This window comes from Acinetobacter sp. Marseille-Q1618 (assembly GCF_902809855.1).
Taxonomy (GTDB): domain Bacteria; phylum Pseudomonadota; class Gammaproteobacteria; order Pseudomonadales; family Moraxellaceae; genus Acinetobacter.
The window spans coordinates 512,843-535,215 of the sequence record NZ_CADDWJ010000002.1; the positions used below are offsets into that span (position 1 = coordinate 512,843).

The 22,373-nt window shown below is 37.0% G+C and carries 22 protein-coding genes and 1 pseudogene; 8 read left to right on the forward strand and 15 right to left on the reverse strand.

The features are described from left to right. The first annotated feature begins 77 nt into the window (after positions 1-77). Positions 78-845 carry a hypothetical protein gene (locus HUS24_RS09660; RefSeq protein WP_173911832.1) on the forward strand — a complete coding sequence of 256 codons (768 nt, stop codon included), beginning with the start codon at positions 78-80 and terminating at the stop codon, positions 843-845. 58 nt (positions 846-903) lie between these two features. Here the strand turns inward: HUS24_RS09660 and HUS24_RS09665 are convergent, their stop codons facing one another. The 6 genes from HUS24_RS09665 to pyrE all read right to left on the reverse strand — a co-directional run bounded on the left by HUS24_RS09665 (position 904) and on the right by pyrE (position 5,226). Beyond that, a complete protein-coding gene (locus tag HUS24_RS09665; RefSeq protein ID WP_173911833.1) occupies positions 904-1,503 on the reverse strand; it encodes an alpha/beta fold hydrolase in 600 nt (199 codons plus the stop codon). After that, entirely contained in the window at positions 1,500-2,147 is a 648-nt protein-coding gene (locus tag HUS24_RS09670) for a glutathione S-transferase family protein (RefSeq protein WP_173911834.1), read from the reverse strand. The genes HUS24_RS09665 and HUS24_RS09670 overlap by 4 nt, the downstream gene beginning before the upstream one ends. Before the next feature lie 110 nt (positions 2,148-2,257). Then, the gene (locus HUS24_RS09675; RefSeq protein ID WP_173911835.1) at positions 2,258-2,656 is read right to left on the reverse strand and encodes an OsmC family protein; all 399 of its coding nucleotides are present in this window, start codon (positions 2,654-2,656) and stop codon (positions 2,258-2,260) included. Between the two features lie 101 nt (positions 2,657-2,757). Then, a complete protein-coding gene (locus HUS24_RS09680; RefSeq protein ID WP_173911836.1) occupies positions 2,758-3,705 on the reverse strand; it encodes a pirin family protein in 948 nt (315 codons plus the stop codon). 260 nt (positions 3,706-3,965) lie between these two features. Then, positions 3,966-4,496: a hypothetical protein gene (locus HUS24_RS09685; RefSeq protein WP_173911837.1), complete on the reverse strand. Its 531-nt coding sequence runs from the start codon at positions 4,494-4,496 to the stop codon at positions 3,966-3,968. A 79-nt stretch (positions 4,497-4,575) separates the two neighbouring features. Further along, on the reverse strand, positions 4,576-5,226 hold the full coding sequence (pyrE, locus tag HUS24_RS09690) for an orotate phosphoribosyltransferase (RefSeq protein WP_173911838.1): 651 nt from the start codon (positions 5,224-5,226) through the stop codon (positions 4,576-4,578). A gap of 40 nt (positions 5,227-5,266) precedes the next feature. On the opposite strand from pyrE, the gene HUS24_RS09695 reads away from it, so the two are divergent. The 3 genes from HUS24_RS09695 (at position 5,267) to HUS24_RS09705 (ending at position 8,141) form a co-directional block, all read left to right on the forward strand. Beyond that, positions 5,267-6,085, forward strand: coding sequence for an exodeoxyribonuclease III (locus tag HUS24_RS09695; protein ID WP_173911839.1), 819 nt, complete (start codon positions 5,267-5,269; stop codon positions 6,083-6,085). 487 nt (positions 6,086-6,572) lie between these two features. Next, the gene (locus HUS24_RS09700; protein ID WP_173911840.1) at positions 6,573-6,926 is read left to right on the forward strand and encodes a Spx/MgsR family RNA polymerase-binding regulatory protein; all 354 of its coding nucleotides are present in this window, start codon (positions 6,573-6,575) and stop codon (positions 6,924-6,926) included. A gap of 81 nt (positions 6,927-7,007) precedes the next feature. Next, on the forward strand, positions 7,008-8,141 hold the full coding sequence (locus HUS24_RS09705; RefSeq protein ID WP_173911841.1) for a hypothetical protein: 1,134 nt from the start codon (positions 7,008-7,010) through the stop codon (positions 8,139-8,141). Positions 8,142-8,221: 80 nt separating this feature from the next. On the opposite strand, the gene HUS24_RS09710 is transcribed toward HUS24_RS09705, so the two are convergent. After that, complete coding sequence (locus tag HUS24_RS09710; protein ID WP_173911842.1) at positions 8,222-8,650, reverse strand: DUF2147 domain-containing protein; 429 nt, start codon at positions 8,648-8,650, stop codon at positions 8,222-8,224. Between the two features lie 155 nt (positions 8,651-8,805). Between HUS24_RS09710 and HUS24_RS09715 the strand changes: the two are divergent. Together HUS24_RS09715 and HUS24_RS09720 are read left to right on the forward strand one after the other, a co-directional pair. Further along, positions 8,806-9,716 (forward strand): annotated as a pseudogene (locus tag HUS24_RS09715) (alpha/beta hydrolase). 628 nt (positions 9,717-10,344) lie between these two features. Next, on the forward strand, positions 10,345-11,385 hold the full coding sequence (locus HUS24_RS09720; RefSeq protein ID WP_254433843.1) for a GGDEF domain-containing protein: 1,041 nt from the start codon (positions 10,345-10,347) through the stop codon (positions 11,383-11,385). 15 nt (positions 11,386-11,400) lie between these two features. Here HUS24_RS09720 and HUS24_RS09725 read toward each other — a convergent pair whose 3' ends face one another. The 3 genes from HUS24_RS09725 to prfB all read right to left on the reverse strand — a co-directional run bounded on the left by HUS24_RS09725 (position 11,401) and on the right by prfB (position 14,059). Next, complete coding sequence (locus HUS24_RS09725) at positions 11,401-12,477, reverse strand: alkene reductase (RefSeq protein ID WP_173911844.1); 1,077 nt, start codon at positions 12,475-12,477, stop codon at positions 11,401-11,403. 36 nt (positions 12,478-12,513) lie between these two features. Beyond that, positions 12,514-12,813 (reverse strand): helix-turn-helix transcriptional regulator, encoded by a 300-nt coding sequence (locus tag HUS24_RS09730; protein WP_173911845.1) that lies wholly within the window; start codon positions 12,811-12,813, stop codon positions 12,514-12,516. A gap of 150 nt (positions 12,814-12,963) precedes the next feature. Further along, positions 12,964-14,059 (reverse strand): peptide chain release factor 2 gene (prfB, locus tag HUS24_RS09735; RefSeq protein WP_173911846.1). Its coding sequence is split into 2 segments (ribosomal slippage): positions 12,964-13,986 and positions 13,988-14,059, totalling 1,095 coding nucleotides; the frame shifts between segments, so codons are not numbered across the junction. Positions 14,060-14,566: 507 nt separating this feature from the next. Between prfB and HUS24_RS09740 the strand changes: the two genes are divergently transcribed. Beyond that, on the forward strand, positions 14,567-15,337 hold the full coding sequence (locus HUS24_RS09740; protein WP_173911847.1) for a putative porin: 771 nt from the start codon (positions 14,567-14,569) through the stop codon (positions 15,335-15,337). Between the two features lie 65 nt (positions 15,338-15,402). On the opposite strand, the gene recJ is transcribed toward HUS24_RS09740, so the two are convergent. After that, positions 15,403-17,106 (reverse strand): single-stranded-DNA-specific exonuclease RecJ, encoded by a 1,704-nt coding sequence (gene recJ / locus HUS24_RS09745; protein ID WP_173911848.1) that lies wholly within the window; start codon positions 17,104-17,106, stop codon positions 15,403-15,405. Between the two features lie 201 nt (positions 17,107-17,307). Here recJ and HUS24_RS09750 point away from each other — a divergent pair, with 201 nt between their 5' ends. Next, positions 17,308-17,667: a hypothetical protein gene (locus HUS24_RS09750; protein ID WP_173911849.1), complete on the forward strand. Its 360-nt coding sequence runs from the start codon at positions 17,308-17,310 to the stop codon at positions 17,665-17,667. Between the two features lie 84 nt (positions 17,668-17,751). Here HUS24_RS09750 and pdxH read toward each other — a convergent pair whose 3' ends face one another. The 4 genes from pdxH to HUS24_RS09770 all read right to left on the reverse strand — a co-directional run bounded on the left by pdxH (position 17,752) and on the right by HUS24_RS09770 (position 22,320). Continuing rightward, positions 17,752-18,408, reverse strand: coding sequence for a pyridoxamine 5'-phosphate oxidase (gene pdxH, locus HUS24_RS09755; protein ID WP_173911850.1), 657 nt, complete (start codon positions 18,406-18,408; stop codon positions 17,752-17,754). Positions 18,409-18,426: 18 nt separating this feature from the next. Further along, positions 18,427-19,761 carry a phosphoglucosamine mutase gene (glmM, locus tag HUS24_RS09760; protein ID WP_173911851.1) on the reverse strand — a complete coding sequence of 445 codons (1,335 nt, stop codon included), beginning with the start codon at positions 19,759-19,761 and terminating at the stop codon, positions 18,427-18,429. Between the two features lie 120 nt (positions 19,762-19,881). Next, positions 19,882-21,348, reverse strand: a complete 1,467-nt coding sequence (guaB, locus tag HUS24_RS09765) for an IMP dehydrogenase (protein WP_173911852.1) — start codon at positions 21,346-21,348, stop codon at positions 19,882-19,884. Positions 21,349-21,510: 162 nt separating this feature from the next. Next, entirely contained in the window at positions 21,511-22,320 is an 810-nt protein-coding gene (locus tag HUS24_RS09770; protein WP_173911853.1) for an MBL fold metallo-hydrolase, read from the reverse strand. Positions 22,321-22,373 lie beyond the last annotated feature (53 nt).

Consider the following 22,373-nt stretch of genomic DNA (forward strand, 5'->3'; position numbering starts at 1 on the left):
ATAAATCCTAAATATTGGTTAGATAAATTTGCATTAGGAATGATGCAAACACAAAATTTTATAAATAGGAGTTTTCCATGAATATTTCAGAAGCAGTTCCTCACGGTATTCACCAAACCCAACAATTCCACCGTCAATATGGTGTTAATGCGATATTGCCTGAAATTGACTGGACAGCAGTTTTCCCACATAGCAAACTCGATGATGCACAGTTACATGCCTTAAATGCACTTTATCAAGCTGCCGTACCTTTGGCACTCAAAGTGTTCGAAGATCTAAAATTTGATGTATTTTCTCCTGTTGCTTATCAACCTCAAGGTTTAGGTTTATTTGACAAAATTGCACAACAAGAAGAATTGCTGATTCAAGAGCTAAAAGATGAATGTAAATCTTTAGATGAAGAAACTCGCCACCAAATTTGGAGTATGTTGTTACGTGGTGGTGCAGTATTGGTGTTTAAAGCATGGTTAGGTAAAGTCAAAACTGGCGAAGATGTGCTTGATCTTACGCAGTTCGATGAGTTGTCTGATTTGCTTTTTGTAAAAACTTCACCAACGACTTTGGCACAGCGTTTAAATGTTGATACACATGCAGCTTATGATCATGTCTTTCTGATGTATGGCGATGATATTTTCCTTGATCGTTTCAATAGCCTAGAAACGGCTGCACTTTTTGTAGACCTTGAAGTGTATGATGCTGCTTTCTTAAGCCTACGTGATGACCGTGTGGCAGAATATTTAAAATCCAAAGGTTATGTAACCCAAGAACAAATCGAAGACTTAAAATGTGCACTTAATCCATTAGGTTGCCCAGATTTAGTGTCTAAACAAGATTGCTTGGCTTAAGCCAATATATTTTTGCGATTGCGTTAAAGCAAAATGCCCAATAAGTATTGGGCATTTTCTATTTAATCTTTTCAATAAAATCTAAAATCAGTGTGGAAACTTGATCTGCATGAACACTTGCCAAATCATGCTGTCCATTTTCAAGCACAACTAATTCAGCATTTGACATTTTTTGTTGTAAATATTGACCTACAGTAATAGGGCTAATCGGATCACTGTCTCCCCAAAGCAATAATACAGGGCATTGAATATGCTTAAGTTGCTCACTCAAATCTGAACGATGTGCTACAAACCAATCTGGTACAGTAAAACTCAGCTGATAATCCTCTCGCCAATCGGCTACATCAAACTGGCTTAAATCAATTCCTCCTGAGGTTGCCACCAATACCAAAACCTGAATCAAATCAGGTTTTTGTAAAGCGGCTTGCACAGCAAAAATCCCACCCATAGATTGGGCAACCACAACACTAGGCTGTTGAATGTGTTTTAGTACATGTGCCTGTAAATCTTCAAAGCTTTGCACTTCTGCATGATCGGGATAGCCACCAAAACTCGGATAAGCAAGTACTGATTTTTGTAAATAGTTTGGTAAAGCCTGCATCACCGCTTGCCAAAACTCTACGCTGCCCGAAGCGCCAGGTAAAAATATCAGATTCATTTTAACGCATCATTTTTTAATTTAGCTTTCTGATAAGCAGGACGTTGCTGTATGCGGGTGAGATATTTTTGAAGCTGTGGATATTTACCTTTGACTCGTTCCTGTAAAGCCATAAGTGGAAAACTCATTTGAATATCAGCAAAAGAAAATTCACCTGCAAAATAATCATGATGCTTTAAATAATTCTCTAAAAATGCAATATGATCAGTTAATCGAGGCTGAATAAATCCACTTTTCACCCCTTTGACAATTTGTTTTGCCATAGGTCGAATCAAAAATGGCACATGTTTTGGCACATTATTCATCACCAAGCTAAATACCAATAATGGCATTAAAGAGCCTTCTGCATAATGCATCCAGTAGTTGTATTGCAGCCTGTCTGCTGAATCAGATGGTTGAAATTTATTTTCAATATCATAATTTTCTTGTAAATACTCTAAAATTACAGCGGACTCAGCAATCACCAAATCAGCATCTGTCAAAATTGGTGCTTTACCTAAAGGATGAATCTTTTTGAGCTCTGGTGGTGCTGCAAAAGTTGGCAGTCGTTTGTAATATTGGATTTGATAATCAAGACCAAGTTCCTCAAGTGCCCAAAGAATACGAATCGAACGTGATTGTTCCAAATGGTGTAGTGTAATCATTGTTATTGCCTATATTTTTTATACTCTGACTATCACGGATTCACATTACAAAAAGACATCGTGTTGGGATACAAGATGTCTTTTTGTATCTCAGTCAACCCACGATAGATTTAAAGAATCGAGGTATTGATCTCAACACTGCGTAATAAGGTTTTAGTCACAGGGGTTTTTTGGCAAATATCTAGAACTTTTTGCTTTAACTCATCAGAAAGTTCTTGCTCAAAAGACAAACGACGCTCAATCCATTCTTTACCTTCTTTATTGGCATTGAAATCCGCTTCAACACTAAAAGCACCTAGCTCTAAACCCTTGTGCTGTGCGTACATGCGTAAAGTAATCATCGTGCATGAAATCAAACCTGAACAAACAAAATCATAAGGTGCCAAACCTTTGTCTTGTCCACCAAAAGATTCTGGCTTATCTGTAATAAGTTGATGTTTACCACTTGTTACTTCACCTGACCATGCTTCAGGAAAAGTTTTTACTTTTGCATTTGCAATAATTGCCATTTTTATATTCCTGATCTATTTAAAAATATTTTGAAGATTTTGATTTTAAACTCAGCCCATTGAAAAGCATGATGCTGAGTTTATTTTGAAACATTTAAAACTTATTTTGAAGGACGCATTTTATCTGGGAATGCCGGCGCTTCTAAACGTGGACCTTCATAATCAGGAATAGAGCCAAAACGTGGATCTTGATTGATCCATTGTTCTCGTGCAATTTTTAGCTCTTCTTGAGTTCGCCCAACCAAATTCCACCAAAGTAAGATCGGTGATTCGAAAGGTTCACCCCCCAACATTAAAATACGACTACCCGCATGTATTTCAATACTTAACTCATTTAAACCAGGTTCTAGCACCACCAGATTCTCATCTGTTAATTCATGCCCATTGATGGTTGCTGTACCTTCAAGTGCTAAAAAGCCATATTCAAATTTAGGATTTAGTGGAATACGAAGCGCTGTTGAATCTTTTGCAAATAGATCAACACCTAACAATTCAGTATGCACTTGTACAGGTGAGGTGGTATTTAAATATTCACCGACTAAAACTGTAAACTCTACCCCATCCTGAGTCACGACAGGTAATTCTGGATAGTGATCAAACTGTGGTGCCATATTCAGTTTATCATCAGGCAAAGCAATCCAAAGTTGTGCAGCATGCATTTTGGTTTCTGACTCAGGTGCAACTTCTGTATGCGAAATTCCGTAACCTGCTGTCATTAAGTTTACTTGTTTTGGACGAATCAACTGCTTAGACCCAAGACTGTCGGTATGCATCATGGTGCCTTCTATCATCCACGTAAATGTCTGTAAACCAGTGTGTGGATGCGGTCCAACATCTAGCCCATCCCCTTGAGGAAAACTAACAGGGCCTGCATGATCTAAAAAGCACCATGCACCGATCATGCGCTTTTGACGACTCGGTAATGCACGTTTAATGACTGTGCCTTTGCCTATTTCAGCAGAACGAATTTCGAAGTCTTGAATAAATTTATTCACATATTTTTCGCAATCGTCTGAATTTGAAAGTTCGGTATAATTGGTATTGGTCATATTTTTATCCTAAATTACTGTTGCGCAAAATCTTCATGGCGATGCCGATACGTTACATTGTAGTCAATTTTAAATGCTTGACCTAGACTACAATTAATACGCTGAATACCAGTAATAGGACAATAGGAGAATTGTTTTTGTTGTAAATTTTCTTTTAAAGCTTATACAGTAACGCAATTTTTACAGAAGAAAATGCTTGAAATGTTTATTAAAAACGCTCTTTCCATTCAGTCTATTGTTAAAACATAATCCGGTCTATTTTAATTTTTTTGCATGCGTTTTTGATCCAGCAAAAGTAATCGTGCAATATCTCTAGGATTTTGCGGGAGACTCAAACGCATTTGACACACGAGTTCATTGCTAGTTTTTTGTATCACTAAAATCTCCGATAACACTTCAATCGGACGACCAATCTCAAAATCCGTTTTAATCAAACTTTCTCCAAACTTTTGAGCATAAATTCGGTCTAATTCTGCAACTTTGATGTCATGCAATAAAACATCAATGTGATATTTTTCTTGTCCCATTTCAGGCAAACGTTGTAAACGAACTTTTTTATACACAGGTTGTGCGCTTGCTTTTAGCATCAGCTCAGTTATGATTTTACGCTGTATCGTATGGCTTAGTTTCAATACATAGTGAAAATTTTCTAAGTCTTGCATTAACAATGGATGGTCACGAAAAAACATATCGCGCTCAAACTGATAACGCTGCCAACGATGTTGATCCAATTGCTGTACCATAAAAAAGCCCAGTACAATCACAATGACAATCAAAACTAAAAACAACATGTGCTCACTCACCTGAAGCAAACCAATTGATAAAAATAAGGAGCAAATACTCCTTACTCTCAATCATTTTTTTGAGCTATTAAATTCCGTATTTAACACGGTAAGCTTGCATTTTTGCCAAAGCTTCTTTTTCACCTTTATTATCTAGATAGTCCATTAAATCTGTCATGGTAATTAAAGCATGTACCGGAATTTCAAGTTCTTTTTGTACTTCTTGAATTGCAGAAAGTTGACCTTGACCCTTTTCTTCACGGTCTAAAGCCACCAAAACGCCAGCAATTGTCGCACCCGCATTTTTCAAAATAGTGACAACTTCACGGATCGCAGTACCCGCGGTGATTACATCATCAATGATCCAAACTTTTTTACCCTCAACCGCAGCACCAACCAAGACGCCACCTTCACCATGATCTTTGGCTTCTTTACGGTTAAAGCCCCAAGGGACACTGATCGCATGATTTTGTGACAATGCCACCGCCGTTGCTGCAACAAATGGAATGCCCTTATAGGCAGGTCCAAAAATCACCTCAACATTGTTACATTGTGTGAGTTTATCTGCATAACCTTGCGCTAACAGCGATAATGCTTCACCGTCATTGAGCAAACCTGCATTAAAAAAATAAGGGCTCACACGACCTGATTTTAAAGTAAACTCACCAAATTTAAGCACACCACGTGATAATGCGAGTTCGATAAAAGCTTGTGGGTTAAACTGAGCTGGCGTTGACATGAGGTGCTCCAAAATTCTGTAATAGAGGTAAGACTTGCGCATGATACCAAAGAGTAGCTATCCAAGTGATCAAAAAATTTTAAGAGTTGTCTCAATTAACGTAAATGGTCTGCGTTCTTCCGTTACCAAGGGTCTACTGGACTGGATGGAGCAATCCGATGCAGATGTGATCTGTATGCAAGAAAGTCGCATTACGCATGCACAATGGACTGAAAAATTTCGTCCTGAAGGTTGGTACACCCATTTATTCCCTGCAGAACGTGCTGGTTATGCCGGTACTGCGATCTATAGCCGCTTACCTTTTGTTTCCATTACAGATGGTTTAGGTTTTGAGTTGGCAGATTCTCAAGGGCGATTTATCAGTGCTGAATTTGATCTTGGTTTAGGGCAAACCGCACATATTTGTTCATTATATTTACCTTCTGGCTCTTCAGGTGAAGAAGCACAAGCCCGTAAAGATCATTTCTTAGAACAATATAAAGCCATTTTAAAACAATGGCGTGATGAAAATAAATCAGTCATCGTTTGTGGTGACTACAACATCGTGCATAAACGCATTGATATTAAAAACTGGTCAGGCAACCAAAAATCTTCAGGTTGTTTACCGCATGAACGTGCTTGGCTTGACCATATTTATGATGAATTGGGTTATGTTGATACTTTCCGTGAAGTACGCAAAGAAGCGGAACTTTATTCTTGGTGGTCAAACCGCGGACAAGCACGCGCTAAAAATGTCGGTTGGCGCATCGACTATCATGCTTGCTCACCAGACTGGAAAGCACGTACTGTCAATGCTTGGGTCTATAAAGACACATGGTTTAGTGACCATGCACCTGTGATTATTGACTACAAACTTTAAATTAAAGAAAATCTTGATATATTAAGTGAACAATTGTTCACTTAATATATGTAAATATCGTACATGAGATGTCGTGTTATCGTATTTTTTATTTTTACCAATAAGCGCATTATTGTCTTACGGCACAGGGACATGGTCAGGATGACAACAAAGGGATAGGACGCCGTAGGACGAAAAGAAAATATTCACGCAAGTTTATATTTTTAATGGATTTGACATTGGACGTTGTATTGAGACCCGCATAGTCAGGATGATTAGATGCGGGTTTTCTCTTTTTTAAACCATTTCTTTATTATTCTCAAGTTTTTTCGTTGTGAATCTTTATTCAGCTTTCTTTTTTCTATACTGCTCAATATAAACAATCAATCTTTCATTTTTATGACAGTGTTTATTTTCATTTTGTAAATTTTATAGCAGTTCAATCTTGCTGTCTTTTTTGCTAGGCTAAAATAGCGTGTATTTAAAATTGAAGATGAGAATGTAGGCTATGCTAAAAATTTATGGGATCAAAAACTGTAACTCAATGAAAAAATCCTTTGATCTATTAGGTGAGTTGGCTTTGCCCTTCGAGTTTCATGATTATAAAAAACAAGGCATTACTGCTGAAACAGTAAAAATTTGGTTAGATCATTTGGGTCAAGACATTGTACTTAATAAAAAAGGGACTACTTGGAAGAAATTATCTGAACAAGAACAACAAGATGCTCTTTCTAACCAAGATAATCTAATTCAGGCTTTAGTCACTCACACCAGCATGATCAAACGTCCTATTATTGAAAAAGATGGTACATATGTTGTAGGTTTTGATGAGGAAAAGATCAAAGCCTTAAAATCGCTCTAAAAACAAAATCATTCTAAAATTAAATAAGAGAATATTTTCACTGAGAATATTCTCTATCTATGAAAATAAAAAGGAAAAAGAATGACAAATACACGACAACTAATTGATTATTCAAATCAAAAAATTTTAAACCTTTGTGTTGAAAATAAAACCCTCATCAGTGAAACAGGCACAGCCGAAAAATTAAAAACGACACACAAAGAATTTAGCAGCGTAAATGAGGCTCAAGAAAATTTATTTAAGAAAGAATGGCAATTTCTAAAAAAAGGTTATGTGTTGAGCAATTCAGAAGTCCAATTTGGAGAAGCACTTTTACATTTACATGTCAGTAAAGTTTATACAGGTGCACAAGCTTTTGTAGCTACAGAAAATGGCATTTTTATTTATAAAGATGAAAAAGACAGCAGAACAGAACAAGAATTACAAGGTGCTGTTCTACAGATTGATCATAAGGGACGTATTCTCAATGAAATTTCTCTTCCCAAAGCATTGGTCTGGAAGATGTATTATGAGGCAGCTACGCAAGAAATTTTATTTAATTTAGACCATGAAATTTTTGCTTATTCACTCAGATATGCGACATTCAAACAACTTAGTCAAAATCAAGATCAGCCTTTTAGCTTTCTGAGCGTTGCATCAAATCACATTGCTTTTGCAGACGCTAAAAATTTTTATATTTGTGATACTCAACATAATGTTTTACAACAGGATCAGCACGCCTTAAATATCGTCAATGGCAATATGGTATGTTGTGGACAATTGTCTGCTGATGGAAGATTGCTTGCACTACATGATGAAGTGAGCAAAATCAAAATCATAGCCGCACAATCTGGAAAATGCTTAGAAAATTTGACGCTTGATTTTGAGATGCTAAATGACATGCAATTTATCCAAAACAATCAAAGCATTTTGTTTTGGGAAAAATATGGTACATGGTCTTTACGCAAAATCAATTTAACAACGAAAAAGGAAGCGTTTTTTGAAGCATCTTTAGCGCCCTATATAAATCAAATTAATGGATTTTGTCTCAATCAAAATCAATCTCGACTGGCTATTCTACAAAGACATGAAATTCACATTATTGATTTGATTGAAGAAAAGCTTATAGGAAGCTTTAGAGTACAGCATCTCGTTCGCTCTGCACATCTACAATTTATTGGAGAGCTAGTTGCAGTACGTACGGATTATGGCTGTTTTAGTTTATATCAAATTTAAATACTGATTTTGTAATAGATAATAAAAAGCCCAATTATAAATCAGGCTTTTTAAAAATCATTGATTTACGCTTACTTTGATTAGTTAGCACGAATCCAAGTTTGATTACGACCTAAAGCTGCAACGCCCATATAACCACGCAGGTTGAGTTTATTGCCTGCAAGTTCACCTTTCAGTTTATAGGTTTTGCCATTTTTCGGGTCTAGAATCGTACCGCCTTCATATTTACCATTGACATTCTTTAAACCATAAACAATCGTGACACCTTTCAACGATTTATTATGATATTTCCCCTCACATTTACTACAAGCATTTTCTTCACCTGGTGTTAAAACACTTTGAATGGTTGCTGAAAGCGTACCATTCTTTTGCTCAGTAAATTTCACCACAGCTTTTGCTTGCTTGGTTTCATCATCAATGGTTTTCCATACTGTACCATTAAGTGGGTCTGCTGCATTGGCGAATGCTGTTGCAGCAAGCAATCCGACCATTAGTGCAATTTTTTTCATTTTTTTGATTTCCCTAGTCACAATTGACATATGATAGTATTCAAAAGTTGCAACAAATATGCAATTTTTCAATGTGACTATTTGGTGTAGCCTTGTAAATAATGTTGATTAATCAACCTATAAAAATAGTAAAAAGCAAACAAAATGGAAAAAGCATGAAGATTCACCCATTAATGAAACAATTCGTTACTGAAGCTATTTTAAAAACTAGCTTTAAAATGCCAAGTCGTTTAAACCTTCCACCTACTGCATTACGTTTTGCAATTGAGCAACTTACACGTGTTTTCCCTCAACCTAAAAATGTTGAGTTTCGCGCATTACGCATTGCAGGAATTCATGCAGAAGAAATCAAACCCCAAGATCAGACCACACAAATGATTTTGCATATTCATGGTGGTGCTTTTTTTGTAGGTTCATTAAAAACTCATCGTGCTTTTTTGTCTGAAATCGCTGTTCGTACACAAATGCAAGTATTACATGTCGATTATCCTTTAGCGCCTGAACACCCTTATCCAGAAGCAAGTGATGCTATTTATGATATTTATCAAATGCTGATTGACCAAGGCGTAAAACCCAAAGATATTATTGTGTCAGGTGATTCTTGTGGTGCAAACTTGGCTTTGGCTTTGGCACTGAAATTAAAAAAAGAAGACCCGAAACGCATGCCAAGTGGTTTGATTTTAATGTCACCTTTTTTAGATTTAACCTTGACCAGTGAGTCTTTACGTTATAACCAAAAACATGATGCTTTACTGTCTGTAGAAGCGCTTGAGGCAGGTATTAACTATTATGTACCTAAAGAAATCAACGCATCGATACCTGAAATTTCACCAATTTTTGATGATCTTGAGGGTTTACCACCAACGTTGGTACAAGTAGGTTCAAAAGAAATCTTAATGGATGATGCTATTCGTTTTGAGAAAAAAGCCAAAAAAGCAGATGTAGATGTTAGCTATAAACTCTATACAGGTGGCATAATTTCCAAATGTTTAGTCCGTGGTTTGATGAAGCTAAAAAAGCCTTGGCAGATATTGCTGAATTTGCGCATCAACTTGATCGGGATTAATTCATAAAATAATATTTTATTATAGTTATATTATTTTAATATTACATTTAAATTATAACAGTCAGTTATTTATAATTGACTGTTTAGACATCTCACTTCAAAATTTAACTATATTTTTCATAAAAAATAATTTATACATAAAAACACTTATTAAAATTATGGTTTTTTAGTTTATAATTTAGGTATCTTAATCTTTCTAGTAAATAAAATTTTAGGATTAAAAATAAATAATATTGGATATATTTATTCTAATTTGAATTTTATCAAATTAAGATTAAAGATAATCATTGAAATATTTATTTAAACATGTTAATAAAATTTTATCGGTTTATCTATTGTGTTGTTAAGATGGGTGCATCAGTACCTGATGTTATTTTAATGACACATAGATTTAAATAAAATGGTTATATAAATCAATTGAGATTAAAGCTTAATACTAAAATCAATATATCAAAGTTTACGTTATGGTTTCAAAATAATTTATATGAGTAATTTAGCTAAACGAATATTCAGCCATATACAATCCAACATTATTATGAATTGGAGCAATATTGAAAAATGTATTTTGGTATTAGTGCTCGCAATCCTGATTCATATTTTATGGATTATGTGGAAAGTCTATATCATAATGACACCTTCATTATGGCAGTGGGTCAACATTGCTTTAATTAAAAGCCAACTCAGTATCAACCTTTTTTCTATTGCCTGCTTATTGCTCTTAACATTTGTTAGTATTAAAAACTATAATAAAAAATGGGTAAACCATTGGTTTAGCTATCTAATCGTAACAACATTTATTCTGATTTTAGTTTTAGATGGTTATTTGGTTGGGATTTATAGTCCTGCCACAGTTTTTACCAGTGTTTGTGTAACTGGCGTGGGTTTGATTTTATTTAACCAAAAAATTGTTTATTTAAATCTATTTATTTCTATATCTTCATTTTCTTCATTGATTTACTTTACCACTCAAAACTCAATTCCTTATGCACCAATTTTTAGCCAAAAATTATTAAATAGCTTTGTTTATCATAATGATTTTTGGGTTTATAGTATGGTTTATTTTATCATTCCTATATTGGTTGCAGGTTTATTATTTTTTGAATTACTTTTATTTCAATGGCGTTATCGTGAATCTTTATTTGAAAAAATCAGTCAAATTGACCCATTAACCGAGTTATATAATCGCCGTTTTTTTAATAACAAAGTGAGTGAGTTACAACAAAACCAACAGTCTTATATTATTATTTTATTAGATCTGGATCATTTTAAAACAATTAATGATTCTCATGGGCATCATGTAGGAGATGCTGCACTGATTCATATTGCAAAAACTTTATCACAGTCTGTGCGTAAAACTGATATTGTTGCACGGTATGGAGGTGAAGAATTTATTTTATTATTACCACAAATCACAGTAAATCAAGCATTTGAGATTGCTGAAAAATGTCGAAAAATTATTGAGAATCAACCTTTAAAACTCAATGATGATAAAAAGATTTATATTACGGCAAGTTTTGGCATTGGTATAAGCACATCTGACCTCAGTATTGATCAAGCCATTTATTTTGCTGATCAAGCTTTATATCATGCAAAGCAATCTGGACGTAATCAGGTGCAATTATTTGATGGAACTACTTTTCAGCAATTCCATCCTAAAATATCCTCTTAAACTAAATGAATCTACTCATCCAGCAATAGAATCTGTATTTAAAAATGGATAATCTATATATCCTTCAGCAACTTGTGTACCGATCATATTTTCGAATACCAGTTCATTTAAAGGTGCATTTTTAACTAATCGCGCGTACAGATCAGGATTAGCAATATAGGCCCTACCAAAAGATACGGCATCAGCTTTGCCTGAAGCAAGTAATTCAATCGCGTCTGCTCGGCTCAATTTCATATTCGCAATATATGGCACGCCACCAGAACGCTGTTTCAAATAATCACTGATACTGTCATCAGCCAAATATTCACGTGTGAAAAAGAAAGCAATTTTACGTTGTCCTAATTGCTGCATCACATAGCCAAATGTTTCACGTGGATCAGCATCGCCCATGTCATGTTCATCACCACGTGGTGCTAAATGTACACCCACACGACCAGCACCCCATACCTCAATCAAAGCATCCATAACTTCAAGTAATAATCGGGCACGATTTTCAACACAGCCACCATATTCATCTTGACGTTTATTGGTTGAACTTTGTAGGAATTGATCAATCAAATAACCATTGGCAGCGTGTAATTCTACACCATCAAATCCCGCCGCCTTGGCTTTGATTGCTGCTTGTTTAAATTGCTCAACAATGGCTTTAATTTCGGAAACGTCTAAAGGGCGTGGCAGCACATAATCACGTTTTGGACGCAATAAACTCACTTGTCCAGCTTGTTGTACAGCACTTGCAGACACAGGTATTTCACCATTAAGTAAATCAGGATGAGATACACGACCGACATGCCAAAGCTGTGCAACAATCAAACCACCTTGGCCATGTACTGCTTGAGTAACCTGTTTCCAGCCTTCTACTTGAGCATCAGTAAACAATCCTGGCGTATTTAAATAACCATTGGCTTGTTCAGAAATCACAGTTGCTTCGGAAATGATTAAGCCTGCACTGGCACGTTGTGCGTAATATTCAACCATCATCGCAGTTGGAACTCGATCATCGGTTGCACGACTACGGGTTAGTGGTGCCATGATGACACGGTTTTTGAGATGTAAATCGCCTAGAACAAGGGGAGAATTAAGTTCAGCCATAATTGCCTCATGACTCACTTTCCTTTCAGTAAGAAGTTAAAGTGAGTGAGTTAGATATTCAATATATTGCTGAATTAAAGCTTCATTGCGAGAAAAATAAGACCATTGCCCATATTTTTCCGCTTGAATTAAGCCTGCTTGTTGCAAGACAGATAAATGATTTGACATGGTTGATTGGGAAACATTACCAAGTTTTTCAATATTTCCTGCACATACACCACGCGCAAAGCCTCCGCACTGCTCTTCCGACAAATATTTTTGTGGTGCTTTCAACCATTGCAATATTTGTCGGCGAGTCGGATTTGCCAATGCTTTAGAAATTAAATCAATATCCATACCTACAACTCATCAGACATATTCAATTCAAAGCAAAGCTTGATTCAGCATCTTCAAAAGCAATATATCGTATTTTTACGATTTTAATATCGATTTTTTTAGATATATTGTAAAAAATGATCAAGACTTTGCTTTGATTAAATTTTTAAATTAAAGCCCTTGTTTCAAGCTTGCTTCAATAAATTTATCTAAATCACCATCAAGTACTGCACCTGTGTTGGAGTTTTCTACACCTGTGCGTAAGTCCTTAATACGTGAATCATCGAGTACGTATGAGCGAATCTGACTGCCCCAACCAATATCAGACTTAGAGTCTTCAAGTGCTTGCGCTGCTTCATTACGCTTACTCATTTCCAATTCATACAGTTTTGCACGCAACTGTTTCCATGCATGATCACGGTTAGCATGTTGTGAACGTTGGTTCTGACATGCGACCACAATCCCCGTTGGCGCATGGGTTAAACGTACCGCAGAGTCAGTTTTGTTAATGTGCTGACCACCTGCACCAGATGCACGGTAAGTATCGGTACGTACATCGGCTGGATTAATATCAATTTCAATATTGTCGTCTACTTCAGGTGACACGAACACTGCTGAGAATGACGTATGACGACGGTTACCTGAGTCAAAAGGTGATTTACGCACTAAACGATGTACACCTGACTCAGTACGCAACCAACCATAGGCATATTCACCTTCAACACGAATGGTTGCAGACTTGATTCCTGCCACATCGCCGTCCGACTCTTCCATCAATTCTGCTTTGAAACCATGACGTTCGATCCAACGCATATACATGCGCAGTAACATAGATGCCCAATCTTGTGCCTCTGTACCGCCAGAACCCGCTTGAATTTCCACATAACATGGGTTTGGATCCATTGGGTTGCTGAACATACGGCGGAATTCAAGTTTTGCTAATTCTTCTTCAGCCGAATCAAGCTCTGATTGAACATCGACAAGCAAACTTTCATCATCTGCTTCAACCGCCAAATCAAGCATTGCTTTGGCATCTTCAAGCTGATTTGCTAAACCTTCCAAAACGTTAATGACGTTTTCGAGTTCGCCTTTTTCTTTTGCCATTGCTTGTGCACGGTTTTGATCATTCCAAATCGCAGGGTCTTCTAACTCACGGAGAACCTCTTCTAAACGCTCTTTCTTTAGATCGTAGTCAAAGATACCCCCGTAGTGTTAGACCACGGTCACTTAAGTCTTTTAATTGGTTTAGAAATGGATTTATTTCCACGAGCCTTATCCTATGTATCACAATTTATTCGAAGGCATTCTATCACAGAGCCTATAGACTTGAGTAAGTGCTTTTATTGGTGAAAGTTTTTGACTACTTCACTTTATTTTTAATGGTAGTCAACGCATTTAATTCAAAACCATAGAGCTTAATTGCAATAAAAATCTGAAACTACTCAATGTCAGTGCAAGCTATCATTTCTAAGGTCAGATTTTTAAAAAATAGACAAGCTTGTCATTCCTAAAATGCTTTTTTGTTACATTTTTTGTTTATTTATAAAGCAATTTTTAAGTTTCTACATACTCTCTACATAATTTTAATAAAACAAAACATAGTTTTTAAATACTATAAATCAATTACTTAATTAATAAAAATTACACAACATTACTAATATTACAGTTCTATTACTTTAGGGTGATTGACGATATTTTAATTTTCCCTAGACTGAAGATGTAACAAAAAATGTAAGGCACAATGAAATCACATTTTCAGCGGGGAGAAGAATCCATGAAAAAATTAGCAATTGCTTCAGCAATCGCATTATCAGCGATCGCAGTTTCAGGCACTGCAAATGCTTATCAAGCAGAAGTTGGTGGTTCTTATACTTATACTGATTGGGATGATTTTGATGCAACACATCAATTTGGTGTAGATGGAACTTATTATTTCAACCCAGTACAAACACGTAACTCACCATTAAATGAAGCAGCATTCCTTGATCGTGCAAGTAACGTAAAAGCACATGTGAATTATGCAGACAATGATGGCGTAAAAGACTCACAATACGGTGCAGGCGTTGAATACTTCGTGCCAGGCAGTGACTTTTATGTAAGTGGTCGTGTTGGTCGTGATGAACTTGAAGTAGATAATACGAACATTGATTCAAAAGTTACAACTTATGGTGCTGAAGTTGGTTATTTACCTGCACCAGGTTTATTACTTGCACTAGGTTTAACAGGTTATGATGCTAAACATGGTGACGATGGTGTAGACCCAACTGTGCGTGCAAAATATGTCACTCAAGTCGGTCAATATGATGCGAACTTTGAAGCATATGGCGCATTTGGTGACTTAGATGAATATAAAGTACGTGGTGATTTGTATTTAGACAAAACTTTAAGTGTTGGTGCAGACTACTACAACAATGATCTCACTGAGCGTGATGAGTTTGGTATTTCTGCGAAGAAATTCTTAAATCAAAACGTGAGTGTTGAAGGTCGTGTCGGTTTCGGTGATGACTACAATACTTATGGCGTACGTGCAGGCTATCGTTTCTAAGCTCAACCGAACTTAGAAATAAAAACCGCTCATCTTTGAGCGGTTTTTTGATTTAAACTCAATATTTATTGTCGTAGATGCAACATTCTTAATTGCACACTGACATTGCCATTAAATTGATTTTTATCCAGTTCATAAACAAGATGGACATGTTCTTTGCTTGGATCAAACTCAAACTGATCTGCAACATTAAAAGCAATTGCATCTACAGATTGCCCATTTTCCAGTGCCAATTTGAGTTTTAAATGTGCTTCCTTGAGCCAACGATATTCTAAAACTTTAAAGTGTCCTTCAAACACAGGCGTTGGAAATTTTTGCCCCCAAGGCCCTAAATTCTCAATAATATCAACTGTTTGCAACTGAATAGCATCCATAGGCAACTCGCCATCCGTCCATAGTGTTGCCTGAAATAATTCATCATCAGATTCAGCAATCAATTGATTAAAAACTTGTTTAAATTCCTCAAAATTTTCCTTTTTTAGGGTTAAACCTGCTGCTGCTGCATGTCCACCGAAAAAACTCACCAAATGTGGATACTGCTCAGCTACTTTTTCAATGCTGTCTCGAATATGCACACCTTCAATTGAACGTGCAGAACCTTTGATATGAATACCATCTTTATCCGCTGCAAAGACGATACTTGGTCGATGAAATTGTTCTTTTAAACGTCCAGCTACAATTCCAATAACGCCTTGATGCCAATTCTCATCAAACATGACCAAAGCTGCGGGTAAATTGTTCTGATCAAATTGTAATTTTTCCATCTCAACTAAAGCATCGTGCTTCATTTGCGACTCAACCTGACGACGTTCTAAGTTTAAATCATTGAGTTGGCGTGCTAAGGCATAGGCTTTTTGTACATCGGTTGCCAATAAACACTCTATTCCGATGTCCATAGTATCCATGCGCCCTGCTGCATTAATACGAGGGCCAAGCACAAAACCTAAATCTGAGGCTTTTAATTCGGCAGGATTACGTCCTGCAATATCAAGTAATGCACTGATGCCGACTCGACATTGATTTTGTTGAATGCGTTTTAAACCTGCATCAACCAAAATACGGTTGTTATAATCTAGACTTGCGACATCTGCATAGGTTCCCAATGCGACTAAGTCTAAATACTGTGTCATTTTCGCAGTCGACTTACCTTGTTGAGCACGATAACTACTTAAATTTGCAAGTAAATAGAATGCAACCCCTACACCCGCCAAAGCTTTGCTTGGAAATTCACAACCTAACTGATTTGGATTGACGACAGCTTCTGCTTCAGGCGTTGCTTTGGTGGTTAAATGGTGATCGGTAATAATCACCTGCATACCATGTTGTTGTGCTTGATCTACGCCGGCATGACTAGAAATGCCATTATCTACAGTAATTAACAGATCTGGGGTATAGCTTACAAATGCTAAATCAGCAATTGCAGGCGTTAAGCCATAACCATATTTAAAACGATCAGGTACCAGATAATGCACATCCGCACCCATTTCAGTCAGTGCCAGCATCATTAAAGTGGTACTGGTTGCACCATCGGCATCATAATCGCCCACGATCACAATTTTTTTATTTTCATCAATACATTGATCAATGATCTCTATCGCCCGTTGCAAACCTTTCAATGTCGGTGCAAGTAAGTATTTAAGTTTTAAATCTAACTCTTGCTCTGACTGTACCCCTCGTCTTGCTAAAATTTCAGCTGCAAAATTAGGTAGTTGCGAAAAAACACGAGGAGAGCTTAGTAAGGGGCGTTGTCGAATTATAATTTTATTCACTACATTCACATATCATTTCAATTACACAAGATTATAAAGAGTTCTATTTTCATTCAGCAAGCACAGGATTTTTACAGACAACCAAATAGCGAAATATACTGGTTATTTTTCCTTTAGATACTAAATAATTCAGATATTTAGAGTAAAGTATCAAAAAATTTATTCGCAATAATCAATCAGACTTTTTATGACGGGGACACTATGAAAAAAATTCTTTTTGCATTAGGACTATGCAGCCTGCAATATGCACATGCTTTACCTGCTACATTGACTGAAGAAGTCTATTTAAAATCATTCGTTTGCGGTGGTGATAGCTGCTATTTGTCTATGGACATTGCTCAGGTTGATAATATCCAACTTTCTACTTTTTGTGGTGACCGCAAATATTGTAGCCAATACTATTCAGCTTATGAAAACATGATGAAAAATGTCGCTGAAGATGAGTATCAAGAATATGAATTAAATGGACGTAAAGCACGTGTCACACTTAAGTTGGTCGATAATCCTTATTCAGGACAAAAAATTTATGAAACTCAAAACATTGTCTATTTAAAAGATTAAAAAACCAAAAATAAAAAGAGATCATAACAGATCTCTTTTTATCAACGCACAGAGTTTAATAAGACATTTATTTTAATCATATTTCTAAGGCATCAAACGTTGTATTTGCCAAGCTGAATCAATTTTTTCATAGGTCAAACGATCATGTAAGCGATTTGGACGACCTTGCCAAAATTCATAATAATGAGGTTCTAAACGATACCCCCCCCAAAACTCTGGCTTGCTCAACTCTGTTTGCTGCTCAACACGATCATGTAATTCCTGAAAACGTTGTTGTAGCAATTCACGGCTTTCAATCACCCCACTTTGCGGGGTGCTGATATGTGCAGCAATTTGACTATCACGTGGGCGCTTATGATAATAATCCGTTGACTCGTCTACAGAAATTTTCGTGACATGTCCTGAAATACGTACTTGACGCTCTAGCTCTGACCAATAAAATAAAATTTCAGCATAAGGATTAACCGCTAAATCCAAACCTTTTTGGCTGTCATAATTGGTATAAAAATCATAGCCTGTTTCAGTTGCACCACGTAATAACACGGTGCGTACATGTGGGCGACCCTGCGCATCTGCGGTCGCCAAAGACATGGTATAAGGTTCATGTAATTTCGTTGTTAAAGCCAGATTGAACCAATTTAAGAACTGCTCATGTGGATTAAGATCCACCTGATCTTCATGTAGTTCACCTTTTTCATAAGTCAGACGTAGCTCACTTAAATCTTTAATTACATCACTCATGAACCTTCCCCTTACGGATTAAGCGTTGGCATTTTGACGAACTTGATCGGCCAAATAGTTTGCAAGATCAGCCACTTCTTGTTGATTATTACCTTCAACCATAACACGAATCACGGGCTCTGTACCCGATTTACGAATCAAAATTCGCCCACGACCTTTGAGTTGCGCTTCTGCCTTATCAAACTCCGCCACCAACGCAGGCACTGCAAATGGATCGTACATTTCTTCTAAACGTACATTCACCAAAACATTCGGTAAAAGTTTAAAGTCAGTGATTAACTCATCAAGCGCTTTATCTTGTTCAACCATCACCGTCAACACTTGCAAAGCTGCAATGATTGCATCACCCGTTGTACTTTTATCTAAAGTCAAAATATGACCTGAAGGCTCACCACCGATTACCCAATTATTATCTTCAAGGGCCTGTAATACATAACGGTCACCAACTTTGGCACGCACAAATGGAACCTGCGCTTGTTCAAGTGCAAGTTCTAATGCCATATTGCTCATCACCGTACCCACGATACCAGCAGGTTTTGTCGATGCTTGGGTTGCCAAGATATATAAAATCGCATCGCCATCTACCAAATTACCGTGACGATCAACCAATACAACACGGTCAGCATCACCATCAAAAGCGATCCCTAAATCCGCTTGATGCGCGACAACAGCTTTTTGTAGATTTTCAGGATGGGTTGAACCACAATTTTCATTGATGTTTAAACCTGTTGGCTCGTTATAAAGTGCGATGACTTTTGCACCTAATTCACGAAATACCGCAGGACCTACGCTATAGGCTGCACCATGTGCACAATCCACCACAATTTTTAAATGACGTAAGTTAAAATGGTAGGGGAATGTCGATTTACAAAATTCGATATAACGACCATTGGCATCTTTGACACGCACACTCTTACCTAGATTTGCATTGTCTTCAATGACGATATCATTTTCTAATTCTTGATTAATCGCTTCTTGAATCGCATCGGGCAATTTTTTACCTTCATCTGAGAAAAATTTAATCCCATTATCAAAATATGGATTATGCGATGCTGAAATGACAATGCCTAAATTGGCGTGTAATGCTCGGGTTAAATGCGCAATTGCTGGTGTTGGCAAAGGACCAAGTAAATGTACATACACCCCTGCCGCGTTTAAACCCGCTTGCAAGGCTGCTTCTAAAATATAACCTGAAAGGCGCGTATCTTTACCTAAAACCACAATTGGCTTAGTTTTTGGGCTTAATTGCTTTAATACTTTACCTGCCGCAAAACCTAGTTTTAATGCAAATTCTGGGGTAATTGGGAGTTCACCAAATTTTCCACGAATCCCATCTGTACCAAAATAACTCATTTTTTACCCACTTATTTATCGTGTTGTTTAACAGTTAGTTTTCAATCACATTACTTTACACCAAAATAAAAAAACCGTCATGAAATGACGGTTTTTAAATGCAAAATTACAACGAAAGAATTAACCTACACGATAGTTCGGCGCTTCTTTCGTAATCGTAACATCATGCACATGTGACTCTTGCATACCTGCTGCAGTAATTTTTACAAATTTCGCATTTTGGCGAAGATCATCAATAGTTGCAGAACCTGTATAACCCATAGATGAACGTAAACCGCCCATCATTTGGTGTACGATATTACCCATAGGTCCTTTGTACGGTACACGACCTTCGATGCCTTCTGGTACCAGTTTTTCAGCGCCGGCTTTAGAGTCTTGGAAATAACGATCCGCAGAACCTGTTGCACCCGCCATTGCACCCAATGAACCCATACCACGATACGCTTTGTAGTAACGTCCTTGGAAAAATTCAACTTCGCCAGGTGCTTCTTCGGTACCTGCCATCAATGAGCCAACCATGATGGTACTTGCACCTGCGCCAATCGCTTTTGCCATGTCGCCTGAGAAACGAATACCACCATCTGCAATTAAAGGAATTTGTTCTTTAAGTGCATTAGCCACACTGTCAATCGCAGAAATTTGTGGCATACCGATACCTGCAACAATACGCGTGGTACAGATTGAACCTGGTCCGATCCCTACTTTCACCGCATCTGCACCTGCATCTAACAATGCCAATGCAGCATCACCTGTTGCAATATTACCGCCAATCACTTGGACTTGAGGATAATTGGCCTTAACCCAACGTACACGCTCAATCACACCTGCTGAATGACCATGTGCAGTATCTACAACAATGGCATCAACACCAGCATCAACCAATGCTTCTACACGGCTTGGTGTTTCAATTCCTGTGCCTACAGCAGCACCTACACGTAAACGACCTAAATCATCTTTACAACTGTTTGGATAAAGCTCAGCTTTACGGAAGTCAGTTACCGTAATTAAGCCTTTTAATTCATTGCTTTCACCGACAACGATCACTTTTTCAATACGATGTTGTTGTAAGAGCGCTTGAATGTGTTCTTTAGATTCATTTTCACGAACCGTCACAAGACGATCTTGACCTGTCATGATATTACTTACAGGCTGTTCAAGGTTGGTTTCGAAACGTGTATCACGTCCTGTTACGATCCCGACCACTTTACCGTCTTTGACAACTGGTACACCACTAATATTGTTTGCTTGAGTAATTGCAATCAATTCACGTACTGTGGTTTCTGGTGTCACAGTAATAGGGTCTTTCACCATGCCTGCTTCAAATTTTTTCACACGGCGTACTTCAGCAGCTTGCGCAGCAATATCCATATTTTTATGTAAAATACCGATACCACCATTTTGTGCCATTGCAATCGCCATACGTGACTCAGTCACAGTATCCATTGCTGCTGAAACTAAAGGAATATTCAGTTGAATGCCGCGGGTAAGGCGTGTCTTTAGGGAGACATCTTTTGGAAGGACAGTAGAATAGGCAGGGAGTAATAAGACATCATCGAAGGTAAGGGCTTCTTGAACGATGGTCAACATAACAGTCTCGCTGGTAATTTCCGTGAGCCATTATATACAAATTTCAGTTTAAATTTCATTTTTATTCTAAATAAAGCAGTTTAATTGGGGATAAAACCAATACAAGGCATTGTTATATTGGTTTTATTTCAATATAAAAATATTGATGAACCTTAAAACTGACTATCCATACATCAGTGCAGGTTCTGGACAACGAAATACTCGTTTCTCCATCAAATCTACACCACAAGGCAAATCCCATAGCCAATCTAAAAACTGATCAATGGCTTCACGTCCTACAAAAGGTGCGCCATGTTGCGGAACGATCATCTCAATATCCATATCTTTCACCATATCGACCCAATAACGTAAAATTTTATTGGAGCACATATAGCGTTGATGAAATCCTCGCATACTGGTGAGATGTGCTTGCATATTTTTAACAGGCTCTTCAGGATTCCCTACGATGGATGCCCCCAAATCTCCTGAAAACAGCACCTTAGAAATAGGATCATAAAATTGAAAATTTCCTACAGAATGCAAGAAATGTGCAGGAATACTATATAACTCACTATTTCCCAATCTTAAACTCATTCCTTCATCAGGTAACTCAATCAAACGGTCAAACCATTCTCCTTCCATTTTGTTTGAGGTAAAGGCAGAGTTAAGATGAGGTAAAAATCTTGCCCATAGTTTTGATGCAACAATTTGCGCTTTGGTATGCATCAACCAACGTGGCATAGATGTAATAATATCGGGGTCTTGGTGTGACCCAAATACATATTTAATATTTTCCAAACGAATGTATTTAAATAACTCTATCGTTAAAGGGGTATAGGTCAAATCCCCACCTGGGTCAATAATTGCACCTTCCGCCCCATTAATGATCAAAAATTGATTGGCTTGTATGCCTTCACCTTTTACCAAACTGGTGAATACAATACATTTATGTACCCCATTATCAAACAATACATATGATGTCGTCTTTGACATATTTTTTAATCCTTTTATTCATTATCTTGCGTTAGCTTTATTTTTTACGCAAT